21 protein-coding genes are annotated in these 21,078 nt (G+C 57.7%); 4 read left to right on the top strand and 17 right to left on the bottom strand.

The genetic code is table 11. The annotated features are described in order from the left end of the window. Nucleotides 1-969 precede the first annotated feature (969 nt). The 5 genes from JI745_RS18220 to JI745_RS18200 form a co-directional block, all read right to left on the bottom strand. Nucleotides 970-1,266: a hypothetical protein gene (locus JI745_RS18220; RefSeq protein WP_201810176.1), complete on the bottom strand. Its 297-nt coding sequence runs from the start codon at nt 1,264-1,266 to the stop codon at nt 970-972. A gap of 325 nt (nt 1,267-1,591) precedes the next feature. Next, nucleotides 1,592-1,831 (bottom strand): hypothetical protein, encoded by a 240-nt coding sequence (locus tag JI745_RS18215; RefSeq protein WP_201810175.1) that lies wholly within the window; start codon nt 1,829-1,831, stop codon nt 1,592-1,594. A 169-nt stretch (nt 1,832-2,000) separates the two neighbouring features. Beyond that, nucleotides 2,001-2,969 (bottom strand): hypothetical protein, encoded by a 969-nt coding sequence (locus JI745_RS18210; RefSeq protein WP_201810174.1) that lies wholly within the window; start codon nt 2,967-2,969, stop codon nt 2,001-2,003. A gap of 135 nt (nt 2,970-3,104) precedes the next feature. Next, nucleotides 3,105-3,500, bottom strand: coding sequence for a hypothetical protein (locus JI745_RS18205; protein ID WP_201810173.1), 396 nt, complete (start codon nt 3,498-3,500; stop codon nt 3,105-3,107). 75 nt (nt 3,501-3,575) lie between these two features. Beyond that, nucleotides 3,576-3,998, bottom strand: a complete 423-nt coding sequence (locus tag JI745_RS18200) for an SRPBCC family protein (RefSeq protein ID WP_201810172.1) — start codon at nt 3,996-3,998, stop codon at nt 3,576-3,578. Nucleotides 3,999-4,283: 285 nt separating this feature from the next. Here JI745_RS18200 and JI745_RS18195 point away from each other — a divergent pair, with 285 nt between their 5' ends. Then, nucleotides 4,284-4,577, top strand: coding sequence for a hypothetical protein (locus JI745_RS18195; RefSeq protein WP_201810171.1), 294 nt, complete (start codon nt 4,284-4,286; stop codon nt 4,575-4,577). Nucleotides 4,578-4,849: 272 nt separating this feature from the next. On the opposite strand, the gene JI745_RS18190 is transcribed toward JI745_RS18195, so the two are convergent. The 3 genes from JI745_RS18190 to JI745_RS18180 all read right to left on the bottom strand — a co-directional run bounded on the left by JI745_RS18190 (nt 4,850) and on the right by JI745_RS18180 (nt 8,079). After that, a complete protein-coding gene (locus JI745_RS18190) occupies nt 4,850-5,632 on the bottom strand; it encodes a hypothetical protein (protein ID WP_236675038.1) in 783 nt (260 codons plus the stop codon). A 308-nt stretch (nt 5,633-5,940) separates the two neighbouring features. Next, nucleotides 5,941-6,990: an ornithine cyclodeaminase gene (locus tag JI745_RS18185; protein ID WP_201812638.1), complete on the bottom strand. Its 1,050-nt coding sequence runs from the start codon at nt 6,988-6,990 to the stop codon at nt 5,941-5,943. 57 nt (nt 6,991-7,047) lie between these two features. Beyond that, a complete protein-coding gene (locus tag JI745_RS18180; protein WP_201812637.1) occupies nt 7,048-8,079 on the bottom strand; it encodes a histone deacetylase family protein in 1,032 nt (343 codons plus the stop codon). Nucleotides 8,080-8,199: 120 nt separating this feature from the next. On the opposite strand from JI745_RS18180, the gene JI745_RS18175 reads away from it, so the two are divergent. After that, entirely contained in the window at nt 8,200-8,679 is a 480-nt protein-coding gene (locus JI745_RS18175) for an Lrp/AsnC family transcriptional regulator (RefSeq protein WP_201810167.1), read from the top strand. 512 nt (nt 8,680-9,191) lie between these two features. Here JI745_RS18175 and JI745_RS18170 read toward each other — a convergent pair. The 6 genes from JI745_RS18170 to JI745_RS18145 all read right to left on the bottom strand — a co-directional run bounded on the left by JI745_RS18170 (nt 9,192) and on the right by JI745_RS18145 (nt 15,005). Continuing rightward, the gene (locus tag JI745_RS18170) at nt 9,192-10,148 is read right to left on the bottom strand and encodes a porin (protein WP_201810163.1); all 957 of its coding nucleotides are present in this window, start codon (nt 10,146-10,148) and stop codon (nt 9,192-9,194) included. Nucleotides 10,149-10,182: 34 nt separating this feature from the next. After that, nucleotides 10,183-11,322 (bottom strand): branched-chain amino acid ABC transporter substrate-binding protein, encoded by a 1,140-nt coding sequence (locus JI745_RS18165; protein ID WP_201810161.1) that lies wholly within the window; start codon nt 11,320-11,322, stop codon nt 10,183-10,185. A gap of 101 nt (nt 11,323-11,423) precedes the next feature. Then, a complete protein-coding gene (locus tag JI745_RS18160) occupies nt 11,424-12,143 on the bottom strand; it encodes an ABC transporter ATP-binding protein (RefSeq protein WP_201810159.1) in 720 nt (239 codons plus the stop codon). 30 nt (nt 12,144-12,173) lie between these two features. Further along, a complete protein-coding gene (locus tag JI745_RS18155) occupies nt 12,174-12,956 on the bottom strand; it encodes an ABC transporter ATP-binding protein (protein WP_201810156.1) in 783 nt (260 codons plus the stop codon). Further along, nucleotides 12,953-14,071, bottom strand: a complete 1,119-nt coding sequence (locus JI745_RS18150; RefSeq protein WP_201805451.1) for a branched-chain amino acid ABC transporter permease — start codon at nt 14,069-14,071, stop codon at nt 12,953-12,955. The genes JI745_RS18155 and JI745_RS18150 overlap by 4 nt, the downstream gene beginning before the upstream one ends. Before the next feature lie 10 nt (nt 14,072-14,081). After that, nucleotides 14,082-15,005, bottom strand: a complete 924-nt coding sequence (locus JI745_RS18145; RefSeq protein WP_201805453.1) for a branched-chain amino acid ABC transporter permease — start codon at nt 15,003-15,005, stop codon at nt 14,082-14,084. Between the two features lie 447 nt (nt 15,006-15,452). Between JI745_RS18145 and JI745_RS18140 the strand changes: the two genes are divergently transcribed. Beyond that, complete coding sequence (locus JI745_RS18140) at nt 15,453-17,111, top strand: sensor histidine kinase (protein ID WP_201810153.1); 1,659 nt, start codon at nt 15,453-15,455, stop codon at nt 17,109-17,111. Between the two features lies 1 nt (nt 17,112). Beyond that, a complete protein-coding gene (locus tag JI745_RS18135) occupies nt 17,113-18,447 on the top strand; it encodes a sigma-54 dependent transcriptional regulator (protein WP_201810150.1) in 1,335 nt (444 codons plus the stop codon). 13 nt (nt 18,448-18,460) lie between these two features. On the opposite strand, the gene JI745_RS18130 is transcribed toward JI745_RS18135, so the two are convergent. The 3 genes from JI745_RS18130 to JI745_RS18120 form a co-directional block, all read right to left on the bottom strand. Next, a complete protein-coding gene (locus tag JI745_RS18130; protein WP_236675036.1) occupies nt 18,461-19,444 on the bottom strand; it encodes an amino acid ABC transporter substrate-binding protein in 984 nt (327 codons plus the stop codon). 472 nt (nt 19,445-19,916) lie between these two features. Then, nucleotides 19,917-20,492 (bottom strand): ankyrin repeat domain-containing protein, encoded by a 576-nt coding sequence (locus tag JI745_RS26925; RefSeq protein WP_404932817.1) that lies wholly within the window; start codon nt 20,490-20,492, stop codon nt 19,917-19,919. Between the two features lie 147 nt (nt 20,493-20,639). Continuing rightward, entirely contained in the window at nt 20,640-21,050 is a 411-nt protein-coding gene (locus JI745_RS18120; protein ID WP_236675035.1) for a hypothetical protein, read from the bottom strand. Nucleotides 21,051-21,078: the final 28 nt, after the last annotated feature.

The raw sequence follows: 21,078 nt of genomic DNA, 5'->3' as shown, positions 1-21,078 counted from the left end.
CGTCCATGAGTTCTACGCGAACAGACGACAGTGGAAAGCTCACATACGTTTCTGGAGATCTCTTGAACTCTTCGAGAGTGACGCCCGCACGCTCAGCCAAGGGCATAGACCAGTCTTGGAGCATGGCTGCGGCTTGGGTTGGTACAGGGTATTTCATTCTGGGGCGGCGGCTCGCGAGCTGAGGTGCTGGGCAAGACTGCCAAGAGTGATTTCGCCCAGAGAGTATCTGTTCAGAGCTCGCTCATCGATTTCGCCTTTGTACAAGCCGGAAGAGATAAGAGCTGCTTCAATCGCCTTCGCTTGTTCCTTCAATGTGGCGACTCGTCCGCTGCGGCTGATGGCCTCAGCCTTGGCAACAAGACAAGATTGCTTTAGCAGCAGTTCGAAGTCTCCGCGAGTCACTTTGTGCGGCCTAACGTTTGACATGAGAGGCTCGGCCCGGCTTGCCGGGGCGGGTCCTCTCGATGGAAGGGTTAGGCATCGCTTCTCCGCACAACCGTGACTCCTCCTTCGCGGTGATTGGCTTGGCCGCGCAGTCTTGCCTTGGGAGTAGATCGGCATTAAGCCTAGTCATCAACGTCAGAGATAGAGCCAGCTTTCTCGTCTTGCGATGCGTCTAAGGTCCCAGCGTTGTCTTCCGAGGCCAAGCGTGCGACGAATGCCTCAGCGAAGAAGAATCCCACCATTGCGCACGCCACTGCGGAAGCGATTACGGCTCCGAAGTAGTGGGTTGCTGACGCGGCCCAGGTTGTAATGAACTGCCCAGCAATGAGAGCGCCGACAAGCCCTCCAACGAAAAGGCCGCCAAAGAGGCCGCGGAAGCGGTACTTGGAAACAACGTCTGACGAGTATGCATTCATCGACATCTCCAACAAGAGCCTACATTCGGCGATGCCTAACGTTTGACATGAGAGGCATGCCCCGGCTTGCCGGGGCATGTCCTCTCGATAGAAGGGTTAGGCGCCTGCTTCAAAGAGAGTCTTCGGCTTTGTCACCAGTACCCTTTGCTTTCAACTTGTCGGCGCGTTCATAGAAGAGATGTGAGCCGAAAAAGTCTTGGCACAACATATCGAAGCCGTCTTCGTTGAGTTCAATGTTGTCTTCCGTAAGACGTTCTTTTAGAAAGCGGCACATTACTTCGGTGCCTCGGATGCACGCTTCGTCGTCACTGTTGTCGAACGCTTCGGGATGCTTGAGTTCTAGCTCGTCATACAGCTTCGCGCGATAAAAGTTTGAGAGTTGGATTAGGTTGCGAGCGGAGTTCATACCATTGCCGATGTAGTAGGCGTCTGCACAGGCTCGACAAAAACTCTCAGTTGATCCTGAGGCGCCGGATATGTGAACTAGAGCCTCTTTTTTGTTGCACGTTTGACAAAGCATTTGGTTGAGACCTCCGAAAGAGTTCCGGCGCCTGGCGCACCCGGACGCCTAACGTTTGACATGAGAGGCGGCACCCGGCTTGCCGGGTGACGTCCTTCGATGGAAGGGTTAGGCGTCACGCACGAGGAATGATGTACAGGAGGCTGGCCACCACTGCGACTACCTCCTTGGCGGGTGAGAAGCTAGTTTGCGCTTCATGTACCTCGGGGTTTCACCAAAAGTCCGGATCTTTGTCGAGCGTCTCGTTCAGCAAGTATGCCTTCGCGATATAGCGCAAGTCCCCAGCCTCAGTACTAGACAGACCACTGATCTCTTGAAACTCTGACAACGGGAAGTAGGCGACTTCTTCAATCGTTCTCAAGCCACCTGAGACGAGCTTGTTGGAAAGGGCAGACGAAACCTTCAGCTTGCGCTGGAACATCTCTGCCGGAGTTTCTTCAGCATCTTCCATGAGACGGCCCGCTCCTCTTCAAAATTTGTCCGGCCTACTCCGCTCATGGCCGTCTGCTTAAAGCAGTTTCCTTCTGACGCCTAACGTTTGACATGAGAGGCTCGACCCGGCTTGCCGGGGCGAGTCCTCTCGATGGAAGGGTTAGGCGTCATTCGGCACCGACGCCTGTCTATTTATCCTGGCAAGGAACCTTCCTTGACACCGATTCGACCTTGACAGCGAGAGTGGCGACGGGTGGCTGCGCTGCTTGGAGATACGTTTCGATGTGGAGACTATCCCCATCTATCCGATAGATGTACTCGCGGGTCGTACCAATACCTTGCTGCGTTCCGCTATTTGAGGTCATCGTTGCTTGATAAACGCCAGGCTTGGTGATCTTGTACGAGTACTCAATCACCGCGCCAGGTCCGGGGCCGGTGCAGCGGGTGCGGATTTGAGCATCTTGAATGCTCATCGTGCAGTAGTTCGTGTCATTGGTAGCTTTTCGGCCGTCACTGAGGAGCCGTACAACGCGCTGTGCCTGCCAGCACCCTATGAGTTCCTTATCGGCCGCCGCTAAATCTGGAGCGATGGAAAGACCGGACGTCGTCTTCCCAAGAGTCTTATCTGTGTTGTCTGCAATCCGCTGCTTCAAGTATTTTGCGACGACAGGATCATTTCTCTCGAGATTGAACTTTCCTTCTGAAATTGCTATCGCGTAGCTTGAGCAGATGGATATCTTTGACTTCGCATCAGGAAGTAGCGTGAGAGGCGAAATGAGTGCGTTGGACTGAACTTCGACTGCGGTCGGTGCGATCACTTCGAAGATGTATAGGAGCTTGCGCTTCGTCTCTGGAGTGGTTGTAGAGTCATTTGCCACATCCAGAAACTCCTGTTTGATGCGCTCGTTCTCTTTCAGAAAGTCACGATGACGCAACTCCCATTCAGCTACTGCGACCTCCAAAGTTAGTCGGTTTGGGTCTTGGTATGGCGCGCAAGCGGTTTGAAGCTTCTTCAGGATCTGTCGTATGGTTTCAGGAGATACAGCAGCTGCTCCATGAACTTCTGCCTCGCTTTCGTACTTGAGAAGTTGCCCGTTTGCGAGGTGCGCATAGCAAAGAAGGGCGGCGAAAGCGCCGTAGGCAGACAGTCTATTCATGTCGATACTGAACTAGAGAAAGTGGCGCGCAAGATGCTCAGACGTTGGGCCTGAGGAGTTGCTTTCCATGATGCCTAACGTTTGACATGAGAGGCGGCGCCCGGCTTGCCGGGCGACGTCCTCTCGATGGAAGGGTTAGGCGCCTGCTGCACCCTGAAGCCTTTTTATCTCGCCTTCGGCGATATTTCTGTGCAACTCGGAGGATTCGAGGCCCAAAAATTCCTGGAGTGTTTGGATGGCTCGTTCGTGGTTTCCGGCAATCTCGAACTCGGATGCGTTGTACATGTACTCAGTGAGCAGTCGATTCGCCTCCGAATACTCGGATGGTTGTTTTAGGTAGTCCGGCATCAGATCCGGCTGCAGCCGATAGATCTGTTGTTGGATCTCGAACAATTCGGCGATAGCTCTCCCGATGTGCTCAATGTTCTCGCGCACCGGTTCAAGCTTCGAATCGCGAATCTCGCCTGCCGCTTGATCGATGAGTGAGGTGGCCACTGTCAACAGGCGGTGGATGGATTCAGGTGTAGTCATAGCTCTTGAGGCGCCTAACGTTTGACATGAGAGGCGGCGCCCGGCTTGCCGGACGACGTCCTCTCGATGGAAGGGTTAGGCCGCACTGCGCGCCTCGGCCAACTGCTTGAGTTTCTTCAGGGTGACGGGCAGACCTGAATCTATCTGCTTGCCGAGCATGCGGCCGAGGATAATCAGGAGAGGCCCCGAGAGGGTGACCCTGTGAACGACCTCAGTTCCGCCGTTTGTAGGCGTGAGCTCGTGCTCGAAGAGCATGCGAAACAGTGGAATCTTTGACTCGACGGTGAATGATCGATCACGGGTGACCTCAGTGACCCGCATCGGAACCGTATTGCCTTTGGTCGGAGTGAGCTTCCCTCTGGCACCGACCTGGAGCGGACCATCCAGGAATGCGCGTTTGGTGTCTGGATCCCAGACGTGCCAATTGGAGACATCCTCGTAGATGTGGAACAGGACGCTTGGCGGAGCAAGTACGGTTGTCTTGTGCTCGATCTGCATGACTTGGCTCGGATGGTCTGGTCGCGGCTTACCTTCTGTGCGGCCTAACGAGAAGTAGGCGGCCTACATGTCGCTTTGTAAAGCGACGTTATCCACCCGACGCATAAAAAGTCGTTCGCCGTCAATGTGCTCATCTGCCCATGAATCTTTGCTGGCGGAACGTTACGGCGCCCACATTGGAGTGCACCTTCTCCAAAGAGTCCACCCCCGCATCACCGGCTGATTCGTCCTCAAATCTACACGGCAAGCAGCAAGCACGAATCTTCGAAGGATCCAAAGAATGAGATGACCGACCACAACGGCACGAAGATGCCGATACAAAGCACCGCCGTTACCCCGCCGGTTCACTCGATGTTCGAGCTTCGGACGTTTGACAGAACGACTGCAACCGAGTCGGATTCCGCCGCGCTGAAAAAAGAAAAAGGGAGGCACCCGAAGGCGCCGTCAAAACCCGTTTCGACCGCTCGAACACGAAACGAGCCCTTGAGATCTTTGGAGCGAAAGCTTTCTGACCTGCCGCTCTTAACGCTGGGAACGATCCAATTGTGTCGCTGCCTCAAGAAGTGCGATTTAGGGTGAACTACTGCAGCAGTACGTGCAGCGGCGCCAGCTAAAAGGAGCACGCACGTCTTTGCCGGTCCGGCGGTTGAGAGTACACACACCGCATGCGCGACAGCTGCCGGTGATGCTCCGACTTCTGGAGCTGGCTCGCTCGGTGCGGCAACTGAAGATTGCAAGCACTCGAGCGCTTCGCGCAGGTCCGATCTGCCTGAATACACGGTGATACCCGGGTTGCTCCTTCTCCAGCTGCTCAGGCGACGGGCTACCGACCAGGTTGAACAGGCATTCGATTAAGCTTCGTTTTCATTTCGATTTGCAATGCCGCATGGAGCTGCGGAAACACGAGACTCTGCGGGAAGCGGATAGAACGCATTGTCTGGCTTAGCGCAAATTCGAAGCCGCTCATCAAGGTCAGGCATGGCCAATTGTCCGCTCCACCATTTGGTGAACTCCGCGAAAACCGCCTTGTTCGCTTCCTCTTGCTGGTGCTGTACGTCAGCGGCGGCCTCAGGCGCCGGCAAGCTCGCCTCAACGAAACTGGAATAGATTTGAGCCAATCGATCTATGGCCCATTCGCGCCGGCTGTATGAGCTGTTGACGTTCTGCGCAATCACTAGAAGCACATTGACCGAACGCCTCGTTAGCAGAACCTGTAAGTGCACGCGATGTGACTCGATGTGACTGCAACTTGCATATGCCTGGTAATGTCCGGGCTTCAGGAAGAGGCGCTGAGTTGCATCAACGGTGACTCTGATCCCGCTCTCTGCAGCGATTGCCACCTTATGCGGCACGGGCTCTTTCAGCGCAACTTGGCCAGACCCATGGAACTGCATTGCACTGAGGCTGCCCAATTTGAAGGTGTAGTCTTCAAGCGTCGCTTGGTCAACAAGATGCACTGCAACGACAAACGAATGCGAGGGATCATCGATCAACACCGGGCTTGCACTTGAATTGCGCAGAGCTACGGTCACTTCCAGAGGCGCGCCCAGTTCAGACACCACCGGCACTTCGAGTGATATCTGCAACCTCGAGCACATGTCCAACATCTTTTGCCTCAAAGCCGGCCCAGTCATTGCCGCATCCTCTCCTGAAGGGATCGGCGGTACGAATGCATCGCCGCTCGCAGCGCAGGTAGCCGATACCCAAAAAGCAGTGATTCGACGCCTCCACAACTTGCCCGAGAGGCATTTCAGCAGCGGGTCGAACTAACGGTGAGCTAAAGCGCCCGGGAGTTGTTCGCCGAGTGACCGCCTTTCACCGCCTTCGCGGCTGCGACCAATGTGCAAAGCGAAGAGAGCTATGCAACTACTCTTTTCCTGGCGTGGGTCCACCCAAAGCCAGCCAAGGTAGAAGACACTTTTGCTGTCCGATACGCCGGCTCTCATGCGGCTCTCCGGAGCGCCGCGCGGGAGCGGCCGAATCGCGTGTACCGAAAGAGATCCTTGGGGTCGTCTGCCCATGGGACAAGCTCAACATCCACACCAAGGTTGCGGCGAGTGGCCTCGGAATGCACGTATCGAAGAGTCGAGTAGTCCTCCAGCGCGAATCCTACGGAATCGAAGATCGTTACCTGATCAGCGTTCTGACGCCCACCCTCAGTCCCGGCCAAAACGCGCCACAGGTCAACGACTGGAAAATCAGCGGGCAATTGCTGGATATCACCTTCAACGCGAGTTTGTGGCTCGTATTCGACGAAGACGCGAGCCTGTCTAAGGACATCGGCGTGGAGCTCCGTCTTTCCTGGGCAGTCACCGCCTACGGCGTTGATGTGCATGCCTGGCTCGATCATGTCGGGCGTCAGAATGGTGGCGTAAGTCTTGTCAGCTGTGACGGTGGTGACGATGTCTGCGCCGCGTACCGCTTCAGCGGTACATGACGCACGTGTCACCTTCAACGATGGAAACTCGGACAGATTTCGGATCAGCTTCTCAGTAGCGTGTTGATCCACGTCGTACGCGACGATCTCCTGAATTCCGAGGTGGCTGTGAAACGCCACTGCCTGAAATTCACTTTGAGCACCATTGCCGATAAGCGCCATGCGACGAGCACCTGGCTTGGCCAAGACACGCGCCGCCATCAAGGAAGTTGCACAAGTGCGCAGCGCCGTAGCAACCGTCAGTTCGGACAATAGGACTGGAAAGCCTGTATCCACCTCGGCCAGTACGCCGAAGGCCATAACGGTATAGAGCCCTCGCGCAGTATTGCTTGGGTGTCCGTTGACGTACTTGAATGAGTAGCGCTCGGCATCAGAGACGGGCATCAGTTCAATAACTCCGATGTCGGAGTGATTCGCAACCCGCGCGGATTTGTCGAAGTCGTGCCACCGAATGAAATCTTCCTGAATTGCCTCGGCAAGATTTCCAATGAACTGGGCTACGCCGGTGTCCTCGACTAAGCGTGACATCGTAGGAACATCAATGAATCGGGTCATATTTTGTGCGTTCAGTTGCATGCATGCCTCGTGGGTGCATGCGCCTCAGGCTAGGAGTCAAACGTCGGCCTCGAAGCCGAGAAGGACGTTGACGGCGTTCAGCCCTATCTCGTCGACCATGTAGCCTCCCTCCATCACGAACAGGGTGGGCACGCGAGCACGAGCGATGCGCTTTCCCATCAGGAGATAGTCATCAGTGGTCAACTGAAAATGGCTGATGGGATCGTCTTTGAAAGTGTCGACCCCCAACGAAACGATGAGCACGTCGGGCCGATGGCGGGCAATACGATCAATCGCGCTGTCCAGCGCAATTTGGTAGTGATTCCAGTCGGTCCCCCAAGGCATGGGGTAGTTGACCGTGAAGCCGTACCCAGGCCCGGATCCAAGCTCGTCCGATGAGCCGGCAAAGAACGGATAGGAGACCTTGGGATCGCCGTGGATTGACGCAAAGAGAACATCTGCTCTTTGGTAGAAGATGTCCTGCGTACCGTTGCCGTGATGGAAGTCGACATCCAGAATTGCGACGCGGCGAGCGCCTCGGCTGACGCATCTTTCTGCAGCGATTGCCGCGTTATTCAGATAGCAATATCCGCCGGCGTATTCACGCGCGGCGTGATGCCCAGGAGGGCGGCATAGCGCGAACGCGCTCGTCGCGCCGTTAAGAACTGCGTCTATGCCGGTAAGTGCGACGTTGGCGCTACTGCTAACTGCATGCCAAGTGTGCACGCCGATTGGTGCGCCGGCGTCCATTGCGAAAAAGCCGAGCTTTCCATCTATGTGATCGGGCTCTTCATCAGATGGAAGTCCATTGACAGGCCAGACCAAAGGAAGCGCGTCATGCGACCTACCTGTTGCGGACCACTGGTCCCACGCGGTTTCAAGGAATCGAACGTAGCGCTCGCTATGCGCCGCAACGTAGCAGGATCGCTCGTACGCATGCTCCGCAGTGACATCACCAAGTCCGGCACTTCGAACTCGATCAAGAACAGTGTCGGCACGCAGAGGCTCTTCAAAGGAAAGCTTTATCGCCCCGTCCTTGAGTTCAACCCCATGGTGCAGGCGGTGGTTCGTGCTGAAGACAGTCAACATCTCGAACATTAGGAGTGTGTTGGTAGGTGCACCATCTTGCCCTCGGTCTGCAGCGCTTACTTTGCTATTGTTCGCACTAAAGCGCAGATTCTTGAAACGAATGCCTCAGGAAACGTGAACATGAGCAAAGAAGTAGCTGTCACCGATTTGGACAAAGCCGATCGTCAGTTGTTGCGTCTCTTGCAAGACGACGCGACGCTGTCGAATGCTGCGCTCGGAGAAAGGCTCTCCATGACAGTCACGCCGTGCTGGCGTAGGCGCAAGCGGCTAGAAGATCAAGGCTTCATCAAGGGCTATCAGGCGAACCTCGACCGTCGCAAGCTCGGCTTTGGTGTCCTGGCATTTGCTCAAGTTCGATTCAGTGACCATGCCGGCAAAGCAGCGGATCGCTTTGAAGAACTGGTTCAGCGTTTGCCCGAGGTTCTGAGTTGCCACAAGGTCACCGGTGAGGCGGACTTCGCACTGACAGTGCTAGCTGCAGACCTAGAAAGCTATGGGCGCTTCGTGGAGGAGGTGCTGCGCAAGCAACCTGGCCTAGCAACAATTCAGTCAAGCCTCGCGCTCCGGGAAATCAAGGCCGTATCCAAAATTCCGGTTTGATTTGCGTCCCAACGCTCAACACTGAGTCGAGATCTCTGCCTGTCGTGCGATCGCTAATGACGATCAGCGCTCTAGCTTGAATCGCGGGATTGGCGGACGGCAACGATCGACATACCGCAGCAAACCTCAGAGCCTATACAAGAAAAAATCAGCTTCAGTAGGTTTTCGCCGGCTTTTTCCGTGTCCTTGACGGTGCCTTGGATGGTGAGCAATGCATGGAGCAACTGCTCCCCGATCACGGGCAGTTTGTGGATGGATGCGCCTCCTGACTCCAAGGTTCGAATCGGGCTTGTTTCCGATGCTTGGAAGAAAGTGATGGAGTCACTGCAACAAAAAAAGTGGGGCGCCCAAAGGCGCCCCAAAGGACTCGTCTCGCCAAGTTCAGAGGCGTGACGAGTTCGAGGTCGAGAAACACACCAACGAGTTCCAAAGACCTCACGCCGCAATGATCGATATGCACTCTTAGTGCCTAGACTCCCAGGGTGCCACAACGTACCCGGCCACAGTGCGCGCTAGAAGTTGTGCCGCAACCCGATGGCGAGCGACTTGAAGTCTCCGTACAGCCCGGCGCCATCGTCGTCTTTGCGGGTATAGAACGCGTAAGCCTTCGTTCGCTTGCTTAGGTTGTGGTTGAACCCGACGGTCAGCTGCCGTGCGCCGCTGTCTTCCAGTGACCCGGTGTCGCCGGCAATGCCGAAGTTGAGATGGAACTCGTTGCTTCCCAGAACGTACATCCCCGAAACGCGAACGTTGTTGCGGCTACCAACCGCTAGATAGTTCTTGTCACGCTGGACATACGCGCCGACTGTCACCGGTCCCGCCGTGTATGCACCGCGGACCGCAATCTGAGATTGCGTGGCGCCAACGCTACCTGCGCTCTCATATCCCAGCCCGAGCTGGAGGCCACCCAGCGTGTGGTTCACTGCGACGTCATAGTGACGTTTTGCGTTCGCCGCACCTTCGGTGAGTGACACCGACCCTTCAATGCTCAGGTTTTGCACGACGCTTGGCAGACGGTAGGCCAGCTTGTTTCCGCTGCGTCCCAGGTACGCGTAGAGGGCATCGGCCGAGGTGCCGGTGTCGTGGTTGTGGTTGCTGATGTAGTCAGCCGTGGCGAAGTAGGCCTCACTTGTGAAATTGCCCACACGCAGCAAGCCGAAGCTCCCGCCGAGGTTAACTTCACTCTGGCGACCCCAGAAAGTGCCAGCGGCAACCCCGGTGTCCGGGGAAAAGCCATGTTCAATCTGGAAGCCAGCACGCAGCCCTCCGCCAAGGTCTTCTGTGCCTTTAAAACCGATGCGAGACGAGTTGTTTTGTTCAACCCACACCGCATCATTAGCGCCATTCTTCTGGCTCTCAACCGTCACGTTAAGACGACCGTAGACCGAGACAGAACTTTGCGCCAACGTGCCCGAAGACAAAGTCGCCAGGCCACTCACCACACATACCAAAAGGAGCTTGTTTTCCATGATTCAGATGTTCGAAAGTTGGGAGGGCCGCCGTTTAGCGCACCACTGCGATAGCTTCACGCTTTCCGCCTTTGTAGGTGTAGAGCGTCAACGCACCGTTCTTGACGTCGCCCTTGGCGTCAAAAGAAATCGTCCCCGTCACACCCTTGAAATCGCTGGTCTTGGCCAGCTCAGGAAGGTACTTAGCAGGGTCGCTGGAGCCGGCCTTCACCATGGCCGCGACCATCACGTTGATTGAGTCGTACACATAAGGCGCATAGACCTGCACATCGGTATTGAACTTCGCTTTGAAGCGCGCCTTGAATGCCTCCAGGCCTTGTTTTTGCTGACCTTCCACACCGCCCGCCTCTGCGCACACCACCTGGCCATCGGCCATAGCACCGCCTGCCAGCTTCGGCAGCTCCCCCGAGCAAATTCCATCACCGCCGACAAACTTGGCCTTGATACCAAGTTGCTTTGCTTGACGAATCATCGGACCCGCGACGGCGTCCATGCCGCCATAGAACACGACATCCGGCTTGGAGGAGCGGATGGCGGTGAGGATGGCCGAGAAGTCGGTGGCCTTGTCCGTAGTGAATTGGCGCGCGGAAATCTTGCCTCCCGCAGCAACGACGGCCTTCTCGAACTCCTCCGCCACGCCCTGGCCATAGGCAGTTCGGTCGTCGATTACAGCGATCGACTTCCCGTTTAGATCCTTTACCGCATAGCGACCAAGCGTTCCGCCGAGATGCACGTCATCAGCCACAACGCGGAAAGTCGTCTTAAACCCCTGGCGCGTGTACTTTGGGTTGGTTGCGGAAGGTGAGATCTGCGGAATGCCGGCGTCGCTGTACACCTTCGAAGCCGGAATAGAGGTGCCCGAATTGAGGTGCCCCACGACACCACTTACCTTGGAGTCGACGAGCTTCTGCGCCGCTGCGGTACCCTGTTTGGGATCTCCGGCATCGTCTTCGGCCATGAGCTCGAACTTGACTGCCTTGCCGCCAATGCTTATCCCTTTGGCGTTGAGCTCTTCAATCGCCATACGGGCCCCGTATTCGTTGTCCTTGCCCAGATGGGCAATTGCGCCACTCGTTGGGGCGACGTGGCCAATCTTGACAATCTCTTGAGCTCCGACCACTCCGGAGCAAAGCGTGGCTGCCCCGATTGCAATCTTGCTTACACAACGATTCATGAACTCTCTCCTGATGCAATAAAAGAAGCCGGTGAAGTCACAACATGGCGCGCAGGCTTGCGCCACTCACCGATCGCGATTGATACCTGCCCTGCCTATCCCTAACACCCCAAATACGCGGCTCTAACACGCTCATCCGACGCAAGCGTCTTTGCGGACCCTTGTAACGTGATCTCGCCTGACTCCATCACATAGCCGCGATCCGCCATCTCGAGTGCGCGGCCCGCGTTCTGTTCCACGAGCAGCACCGTCACGCCGTCACGGTGAACGCGTTCGATCAAGTGAAAGATCATGTCAACCATCACGGGCGACAAGCCCATAGAAGGCTCGTCCAGCAGAAGCAGTCGCGGTTGTGCCATCAGTGCGCGACCCATCGCGAGCATTTGCTGTTCACCGCCGCTCATGGTCCCGGCTAGCTGATCCCGCCGGGCAGCTAGCTTCGGGAAGAGGCCATAGACCTTTTCGATGTCTGCTTTGATGCCTGCGACATCGTCCCTGGTAAATGCGCCCATCATGAGGTTCTCGCTTACGGTCATGCGAGTGAAGGTCCCGCGGCCTTCGGGCACCATGACCAGGCCTTTTCGCGCCAAGTCCCAAGAAGCTTGGCCCCTTGTGCTTTGCCCAAGAAATTCGATGTCGCCTTGAAGAGCAGGTTGTAGGCCGGTCAATGCTTTGAGCGTGGTCGACTTGCCGGCGCCGTTTGAACCGATCAAGCAAACAAGCTCTCCCGCGTGCACATCGAACGAGACTGTCTTCACTGCCTCAATGCCCCCATAAGCAACCTTCAGGTTGCTGACCTTCAAAAGACTGTCGGTCGCCACTGGTTCTCCTTGCTTCCATTCAAAAGATGGTCATGCCGCCTGACCGAGGTAGGCCTCGATCACCTTTTCGTTTCTCTGGACGTCGGCGGGCGAGCCCTCGGCGATCTGCTTGCCGTAGTCGAGCACGGTCACGCGGTCGCACAGGCCCATCACCAGCTTCACGTCGTGCTCGATCAGCAGGATGGTGCGGCCATCCTTGCGGATGCGGTCGATCAGCTCGCGCAGCACCACCTTCTCGGTGGCGTTCATGCCGGCGGCGGGCTCGTCGAGCGCGATCAGCTTGGGGTCGGTGGCAAGCGCGCGGGCGATCTCCAGGCGGCGCTGGTCGCCGTAGCTCAACGTGCGCGCCTTGAACTCGGCGTACTTGCCGATGCCCACGTAGTCGAGCAGCTCCTGCGCGCGTGTGGCGATGGCGTGCTCTTCAGCCTTGAAGCCGCCGGTGCGGAACACCGCACCGATCAGGCCTGACGCGGTGCGCACGTGGCGGCCCACCATCACGTTCTCGAGCGCCGTCATGTCGGCGAAGAGGCGGATGTTCTGGAAGGTACGGGCGATGCCAGCCTTGGCCACTTCATGCACGGCGGTCGGCTTGTACGGCTGGCCGCCCAGCTTGAAGCTGCCGGAATCCGGCGTGTAGAGGCCGGTGATCACGTTGAAGAAGGTGGTCTTGCCCGCACCGTTGGGGCCGATCAGGCCGTAGACCTGGCCCGGCTCGATGCGGATGCCCACGTCGCTCAGGGCCTGCAGGCCGCCAAATCGCTTGGAGACGTTGGCGACTTCGAGCACCGGGGTTGCGTTGGTCGTGCTGCTCATGACAGGGTCCCCTTCGGTGCCGGGTCCTGGTCAGGCGAGCCGGGCCGCATTCGCCCGTGCTCGGGCACCGGCCACAGCCCACGCGGCCGCGACAGCATGATCGCGATCATCGCAAGCGCGATCAGCAGCTGGCGCAGGATGGCGGCATCGAGGCGGCCGTCGGTCATGCTTTGCAGCGGGTGGGCAACGTAGCGCAAGACCTCGGGCAGCGCGGCCAGCAGCAGCGCGCCGATGATCACGCCGGGAATGTGCCCGATGCCCCCCAGCACCACCATCGCGACGATCATCACCGACTCGTGCAGGCTGAACGACTCAGGCGACACGAAGCCCTGGAAGCTCGCGAACAGCACACCCGACACACCGCCGAAGGTCGCGCCCATGCCGAAGGCGAGCAGCTTCATGTTGCGGGTGTTGATGCCCATGGCCTTGGCCGCGATCTCGTCTTCGCGGATCGCCATCCAAGCCCGGCCGATGCGCGACTGCTCCAGCCGGTGGCAGATGATCACGCTCACGATCACGAGCGCCAGGAACAGGTAGTAATAGCCGGTGACCGAGGGGATCTCGATGCCGAAGAGGGTGTGCGACTTGCCGAAGTCGTAGCCCAGCACCTTGAACGAGTCGATCTGGCTCAGGCCCTTGGGGCCGTTGGTGATGTTGACCGGTGCGTCGAGGTTGGTGAGGAACACGCGGATGATCTCGCCGAAGCCGAGCGTGACGATCGCGAGGTAGTCGCCGCGCAATTTCAACGTGGGGGCGCCCAGCACGACCCCGAACACCGCCGCCAAGAGGGCCCCGAGCGGGATCACCAGCCATAGCGGCGTGTGCAAGCCGTTGGGGAAGGCCGCTGCGAAGCCGGGGAAGGTCTGCGACAGGTGCGGCGAGGCCAGCAGCCCCAGCATGTAGGCCCCGACCGCATAGAAGGCCACGTAGCCCAGGTCGAGCAGGCCGGCGTAGCCCACCACGATGTTGAGGCCCAGCGCGAGCAGCACGTAGAGCAACGCGATGTCGATGATGCGCACCCACGCGTTGCCGAACTGCTGCGCGATCAGCGGGGTGATGGCCAGCAGCACGCCGGCGATGATGAAGGTGATGAGCTTGTTGTCTCGAAGATTCATCGCTCGCTCCTCAAGCCCGGTCGGCCACACGCTCGCCGAGCAGGCCCTGCGGCCGCAACGTGAGCACGAGGATGAGCACGATGAAGGCGAAGATGTCCTGGTAATGGCTGCCCAGGATGCCGCCAGTCAGGTCGCCGATGTAGCCGGCGCCCATGGCTTCGATCAGGCCGAGCAGCACGCCGCCCACCATCGCACCGGCCAGGTTGCCGATGCCGCCGAACACCGCGGCGGTGAAGGCCTTGAGGCCTGGCAGGAAACCCATCGAGTGCTGCACCGAGCCGTAGTTGGCCGCGTACATCACGCCGGCCAGCGCCGCGAGCGCCGCGCCGATGATGAAGGTGGCCGAGATCACCATGTCGGGACGCACACCCATGAGGCCGGCGACCTTCGGGTTCTCGGCGGTGGCGCGCATCGCGCGGCCGAGCTTGGTGCGGTTGACGAGGTACATCAGGCCGGCGAGCGTGATCGCCGTGGTGATGAGGATGACGATCTGGATGGTGTTGATCACGGCGCCGCCGATTTCATACGGCTCGGCCGAGATGAGGATCGGATACGGCTTCGGGTTCGGCTTCCAGATGATCATCGCGAGCGTCTGCAAGAGCAGCGACATGCCCATCGCGGTGATCAGCGGCGCCAGGCGCGGCGCGGTGCGCAGTGGCCGGTACGCGATCTTCTCGATGCTGAAGTTGAGCACCGAGCACACGATGATGGCGGCGAGCAGCGAGATGAGCATCACCACCCAGCCTGGCCATCCGATGCCGATGAGCGCGGTGGCCACGGTCCAACTCGTGAGTGCGCCCACCATCAGCACCTCGCCATGCGCGAAGTTGATGAGGTTGATGATGCCGTAGACCATCGTGTAGCCGAGGGCCACCAGCGCATACACGCTGCCGAGCACCAGACCATTGATGATCTGCTGGATGAATGTATCCAAAACAAACTCCCCCCAAAGTACGCGTCGGCTGTGCGCCGGATTGACGTTCTCTTCGCACATCACGTGCCAACGCCGAAGGCGGAAATCAGTCCACAGATCAAAACGCACGCAGCCCGCATGTGGACTGGGCCGCGCGCGCGCCAGCCCTTGGCCGCACGCGAGTGCACAGAGCGGAAATCCACACTCGGCTTCTCAATGACGGTGTGCAATTCCGCACGACTAAGGCGCGATGTTTTGACTGGCTAGATAGAACGCGACAACGCTTCCTTGCTTAGGCAAACTAGAAGCGTCATGGCTCTGCACTTCCCTACCTTCAGGACTGATCAGCGCCCTCAGCGCCGCTTGGTCTTAGGCCTGCTCGCAACTGCGCCAGTTTTTTTTCTAGCTGCAATAGGTGCAGCTATTGGCTATCACGTCAGCGAGACATCTGGCTTAAAGCAGTTGGCGATGTCCACCGCTCAAAAACTGGACCTCTATACCTCGACCCTTGAGGCGGAACTGGCGCGCTACGCCGATTTGCCCGGGCTGATTGAAGTCGGAAGCAACGTGGACACCCTGCTCAACGACCCAAGTAATCCATCGAGACGAGCTATGACGGATCGAACACTAGCGCGCATAAACGCACGCGCAGGTGCGACCAAGATAGCGATCTATTCGCCTACTGGAGAGCCCATCGCAGCGAGCGAAAGCGCATCGACGAATGCCTGTGCCTCCGCGAACGAGAGCTCAAGCTATTTCTACGCAAACTCGGCCGATCAGGGCACCGACTACTGCTTCGTGGAGGACCTGAAACGCGCTGGCAAGACAGTCGCACGCATCGCGGTGACTGTGAGCATGTTGCCGCTTGAGGCCACGTGGATCGATCTGGCGCAGCGAACGCAGAGCGAGCGGCTGCTGCTTGTCGACGACAACAACGTCGTGGTCTTGTCGTCGGTAGTCGGGTGGAAGAATCACACTACCGGGAAACCCGATACAGCCAAGCTTCAAGCATCCGGACGCTACGGCGCTGCTGACATGCGTCCATTACCGATTGAGACGTACATATCTCCGGATAAGGGCATGTCGACTGCATGGATCGCATACCCCACGGAGAGTTCGCCGCGATACCGCCTCCTTCAGGCTCGCGTTATTGCACCTCTATCGGCACGGCTGATTGCGATCTCCGATACCGCCGAGGTCCAGCGCTCTTCGCTGTACGCATCATGGGCCGGGGGTGCTGCAGGAGCAGCTGTTGGTCTTCTCGCGCTGTATATCGTGCAGCGGCGCCGAACCATCCGGCAGCTTTTCAATGCGCGCAACGCTCTGCAGAAGGCGCACGATCAGCTCGAACGCCAGGTGAACCAGCGAACCTTAGAGTTGCAAGCCACCAACGATGAATTGAAACGGCAAATAATCGAGCGAGCGCAGATAGAAGATGAATTGGTCCAGGCCGGCAAGCTTGCAGCGCTTGGGCAGATGTCTGCTGGAATCTCGCACGAACTCAATCAACCGCTGACGGCCCTACGAGCTTTGTCAGGCAATACGCTGCAACTGCTCGAGCAGGGTCGGACAAAAATTGCGTCTGACAACTTACGCGCGATTGATCAAATGGTTGAGCGGATGGGGCGAATCGTGACGCAACTGAAGTCTTTCGCACGAAAGGGCTCGGCATCTCGCAATCGAATTGACCTCTCGGTATCGGTTCGCAATGTGTTGGTTCTCATGGACCACCGCCTGAGATGCGAAGACGTTACCGTCATCAATGTCGTAGAACCGAATACCTGGGTCCATGCAAATGTGACCCAGCTGGAACAGGTACTCCTCAACTTAATCGCGAACGCAATTGACGCAATGAGCGGTCACCACTGCCGCGTCTTGCGAATCGAGACGCGGCGTCACGATCACAAGCTAGGAGTAAGCGTAGCGGACACCGGGCGTGGCATCGAGGACGAACTGTTGCCACGTCTTTTCGAGCCGTTCTTCACAACCAAGCCGGCGGGCCTTGGCCTTGGCTTAGGGCTCGCAATCTCATCGAAGATTGCACTTGAGCTCGGCGGAACGCTGCGGGCTACCCGAGGCGCACAGGGAATGCAGTTTGAGTTCGATCTTGAAGCATCGGAGGATTGACTTGTACGACGGATTCAAGGTCCTCTTCGTCGAAGATGACCCACCGGTTAGAACCAGCGTCATGCAGACTTTGCAGCTGGCATCTCTTGACGTCGAAGGGTTCGGCTCGGCCGAGGACGTGCTTCCACAAATTAACGCTGAGCTTCAAGCGATAGTGGTGACAGACGTCCGACTGCCCGGTCTCGACGGTCTTTCGCTTCTGCAACGCGTGATAGCGATTGACCCCCACATTCCCGTCGTTGTTGTCACAGCGCACGGTGACGTTGAAATGGCGGTGAGAGCCATGCGTGAGGGAGCGTACGACTTTATCGAGAAGCCCTTTTCTCCCGAGCGATTCGTCGAAATCGTCCAGCGCGCTCTTGAGAAGCGAGTCCTCAGAGTCGCAGTAGATGCGCTAAGAAGTCAGCTGCAGACTCGCATTGGGATCGATGCTGTGCTGCTGGGGAATTCAGCCGTCATGCAGGAGTTAAGACAAAAGGTCACCCGATTAGCCGACACCTCAGCAGACGTGATGATTCTCGGGGAGACCGGGACCGGCAAAGAACTTGTAGCGCGCTGTCTGCATGAGCACAGTAGGCGTCGTGATCGAAACTTTGTTGCCATCAACTGCGGCGGGCTACCCGAAAACCTCATTGAAAGCGAACTTTTCGGGCATGAGCCTGGAGCTTTCACTTCTGCGAACAAGCGGCGCATCGGCAAGTTCGAACATGCCAATGGCGGTACTTTGCTGCTCGATGAGATCGAATCGACGCCTCCAGTCGTACAAATTAAACTGCTTCGAATTCTGCAAGAGAGAAAGCTTGAGCGCCTCGGATCCAATGTGGAGACGCCAGTAAACCTGCGAGTGGTAGCGGCGACAAAAAGCGACCTTCGCGAGCTAAGTGATCAAGGGAAGTTTCGCGCTGACCTGTACTACCGACTGAATGTTGCGGTGATCAAGCTGCCACCTCTGCGCGACAGACGGGAGGACGTCCCATTGCTCTTCCAGCACTTCGTCATGAAGGCGAGCAGCCGCTATGCGCTTCCAGCGCCCGAACTTTCATCAGACCAACTTAGACAGCTGATGGCCCATGACTGGCCAGGTAACGTGCGGGAGGTCAGAAACGCCGCCGATCGCTACGTCCTCGACCACGGCTCTTTTGAGCTTGGCTCGGAAATAGGCCGGGCCGCATCGCTTTCTCAACAGGTCGACATCGTGGAGAAAGCGCTCATTGAGCACGCTTTACGGCAGCATCACGGTCGCGTGCAAAAGGTGATGGAGTCGCTGAGCATTGCCAAAAAGACTCTATACGACAAGTTTCACAAACATGACATCGACCCAGATCGGTTCCGTTAGCAATTTGAGCCGATCACCGGTAGATGTCTGGGTCGGGTGAGTCAGTGGGACGTTCAACTACCCGCCGAAGCTGTCCACTCATCGGAAGGCGCAGATTGATGTTGCGGAATGGGATCTTCGATTCGAACCAGCGCTTGTAGAGAACATGGATCTCGCCGCTGACGAACAGTTCTTTGATGGCGCGATCAACAACCTCTTTAAACTTCGCGTCTTTCGGCGGCAGTCCGATCGCATAAGGCTCAACGGTCAAGGCATGCTCGCTCACCGTAAAGGCCTGACCGTCTTGCGCGCCGGCGAGAACGCTTTTGAGCAGCACGTCATCCATAGCGAATGCGATCGCTTCGCCTCGGCGCACCATGGAAAATGCATCCTCGTCATCTATCCCTGCGACGATGCGCATGGCTAGCGAACGCTCGGCGTTGACCTTGGTCAGGTACTGCATGCTTGTTGTCGAAAGCGTTGTAGCAACGGTCTTTCCGCGCAGATCGTCAACCGATTGAATGCCAGCGCTACGCCGCGAGAGCAAACGGCTTGCAGATACAAAGGTCGTTACGGAGAAACCAACCGACCTCTCACGCTCCACCGTGTGTGTAGTGACCCCGCATTCCAGGTCAATGTTGCCCACCGCAAGCATCGGCAGCCTGGTTGCGGTGGTGACAGCCACCATGCGTATACGCAGTTCAGGCAGTTTGGTCTCTCGACGTATGGCTTGAACAATACGATCGCATATGTCTATTGAATAGCCGATTGGTCTCCGGCGTCCATCAAGGTAGGAAAACGGGGCGGACGTCGTGCGATAGCCGACTGAAATAACGCCGGTAGCTTGGATTCGCTCAAGTGTGCGTGATCCGGTCTTCGCTGCCGCTGGGCAGCAGAGTGTCACGCAAATGGCAGGTAGAGCAAGGACAACAGCATTGATCACTCTCACCGTACGTGCGATGCAAGTGCAAAGTGTGGCCGCTTCAAACGGATTGGCTAACCGCAAAGTGTGAGTCATCCTTCTGCCTCGAGATGTGATGGGCGATCGCTTCCACATGTCTCAACTCGCCGCGAGCACGAACGGAGCGCCAAAGGAACATTTGAGACGCATCTTGAATGACTGTTTGCATACCAAATGCTTCCAAACATCGGTCAGACTTGTTGCGGAGTCACAAATCTCTACACCGCCATTCGCTCGCACATGCAACACGATCGCACCGGGATCGAGTGTCTGTGGATCAGCAGTGATCCCAACAACAAAGGACCCCGCGTCGACTCCAGCGATTGGATTGGCCATTGTTGGATGCATGCGCCGGATGAGCAGTGGGGGCGCCCGTCCAGCGCATCCGAAGGTGAATTCTTCATCCGAGGATGGCCACAGAACCCCGTGAGCCCCAGCGCAGGAGCGCGCGCGACTCGATCGCCTCGCGCGCCGTCGCCGCAGGCACTCGGCTTTGCGACTCGAATCCGTGGCCACGACCATGTGGACCTCACCAAGGACCCCTCGGCTTTCGCGCCGGGGTCGCGCGGTGTGCGTCGAGAAGTGAAGCCATTCGAGATCCTTCTTTACCTTCAGCCAAGCTGGCAGCGCTGCAACCGAGCACTGAGGTTTGAAGGGGGTCTGCCCCTGCCGCGAGGAGGGCCCTCGCCGTTGCACCGTGCCCATTGAGCACCGCGTGCATCAGTGGCGTGTATTCACACTGCCTGGACGTCAAATCGACCTTTGCACCAGCCTTTATGAGGATAAGCACTGCATCGTGGTGACCGAGAGACGCCGCAACGCCTAGCGCGGTCTCGCCTGTGCTGGGCATGATGGCGTTGATATCAGCACCTCGCCGGATCAAGGTGCGCAGTGTCTCCAATCGACTGGCCGCCGCGGCGGCCGCCAACGGTGTTAATGAATAACGGATATCGACGCAGTTGATACCCGCTCCAGCAGCCAGCAGACGCGCCACGGCGGCACAGTCTCCATTCGCCGCTGCCGAAACCAGCTCGGTGTCCTTGTTGCCCAACGCCGAAGTAGCTCCAGTCAGTATGTCGGTCTTCTCACGACGCCGGCGATCCACACCACTCCCTTCAAGCTCAATGAGAACATTCGTTCCTTTTTTCTCGCGTTCCGAACACAGTGGCGCTGTTGAGCAGCCCCTTTTCGCGAGATAGGTCGTCCGGCGCAGGAGCTACGTCAGCTAGGGTGTCGGGGCGGCAAACGATGGCTAGTCAGAGGCCAGACGAAGACGTTCGAGTAGACGCCGACTCGTGGCCAGGGATTCCATGAACGCGCCCTGTCCGTTTAGCGCAACTGTTTCGTAGGCCCTCGCCAATTCGCGTGCACCCGACCAGAGCTCATCGAAGGTCCGGTCCAGCTCCTCACGACGCTCGGGTGCAACCTGCAGCACGACCTGCACAACCGCCGCGTGCAGGTCCGAGAGCAAAGGAACAATTAGTCCAATGAGTTGGATGCCTGCATTCAAGCAGTCGTCTGGTGCGCCGGCGTATGCGGTTCGATCGCTATGCTCGCGCCAGGAGTGCTCGACAAGTAGCAGCACCCGCGCCGCGTTTAGCATTCCACTTATCTGCTGAATTTGGTTGAACTGCGCCTTCATTGCGTATTGAACAAATTGCACACGTAGAGGCGATAGAGGATCATGCGGT

This window comes from Piscinibacter sp. HJYY11 (assembly GCF_016735515.1).
In the GTDB taxonomy this organism is placed as follows: domain Bacteria; phylum Pseudomonadota; class Gammaproteobacteria; order Burkholderiales; family Burkholderiaceae_C; genus Rhizobacter.
Note: the sequence above shows the minus strand (reverse complement) of the source record. Positions and strands in the feature narration are given on the sequence as shown.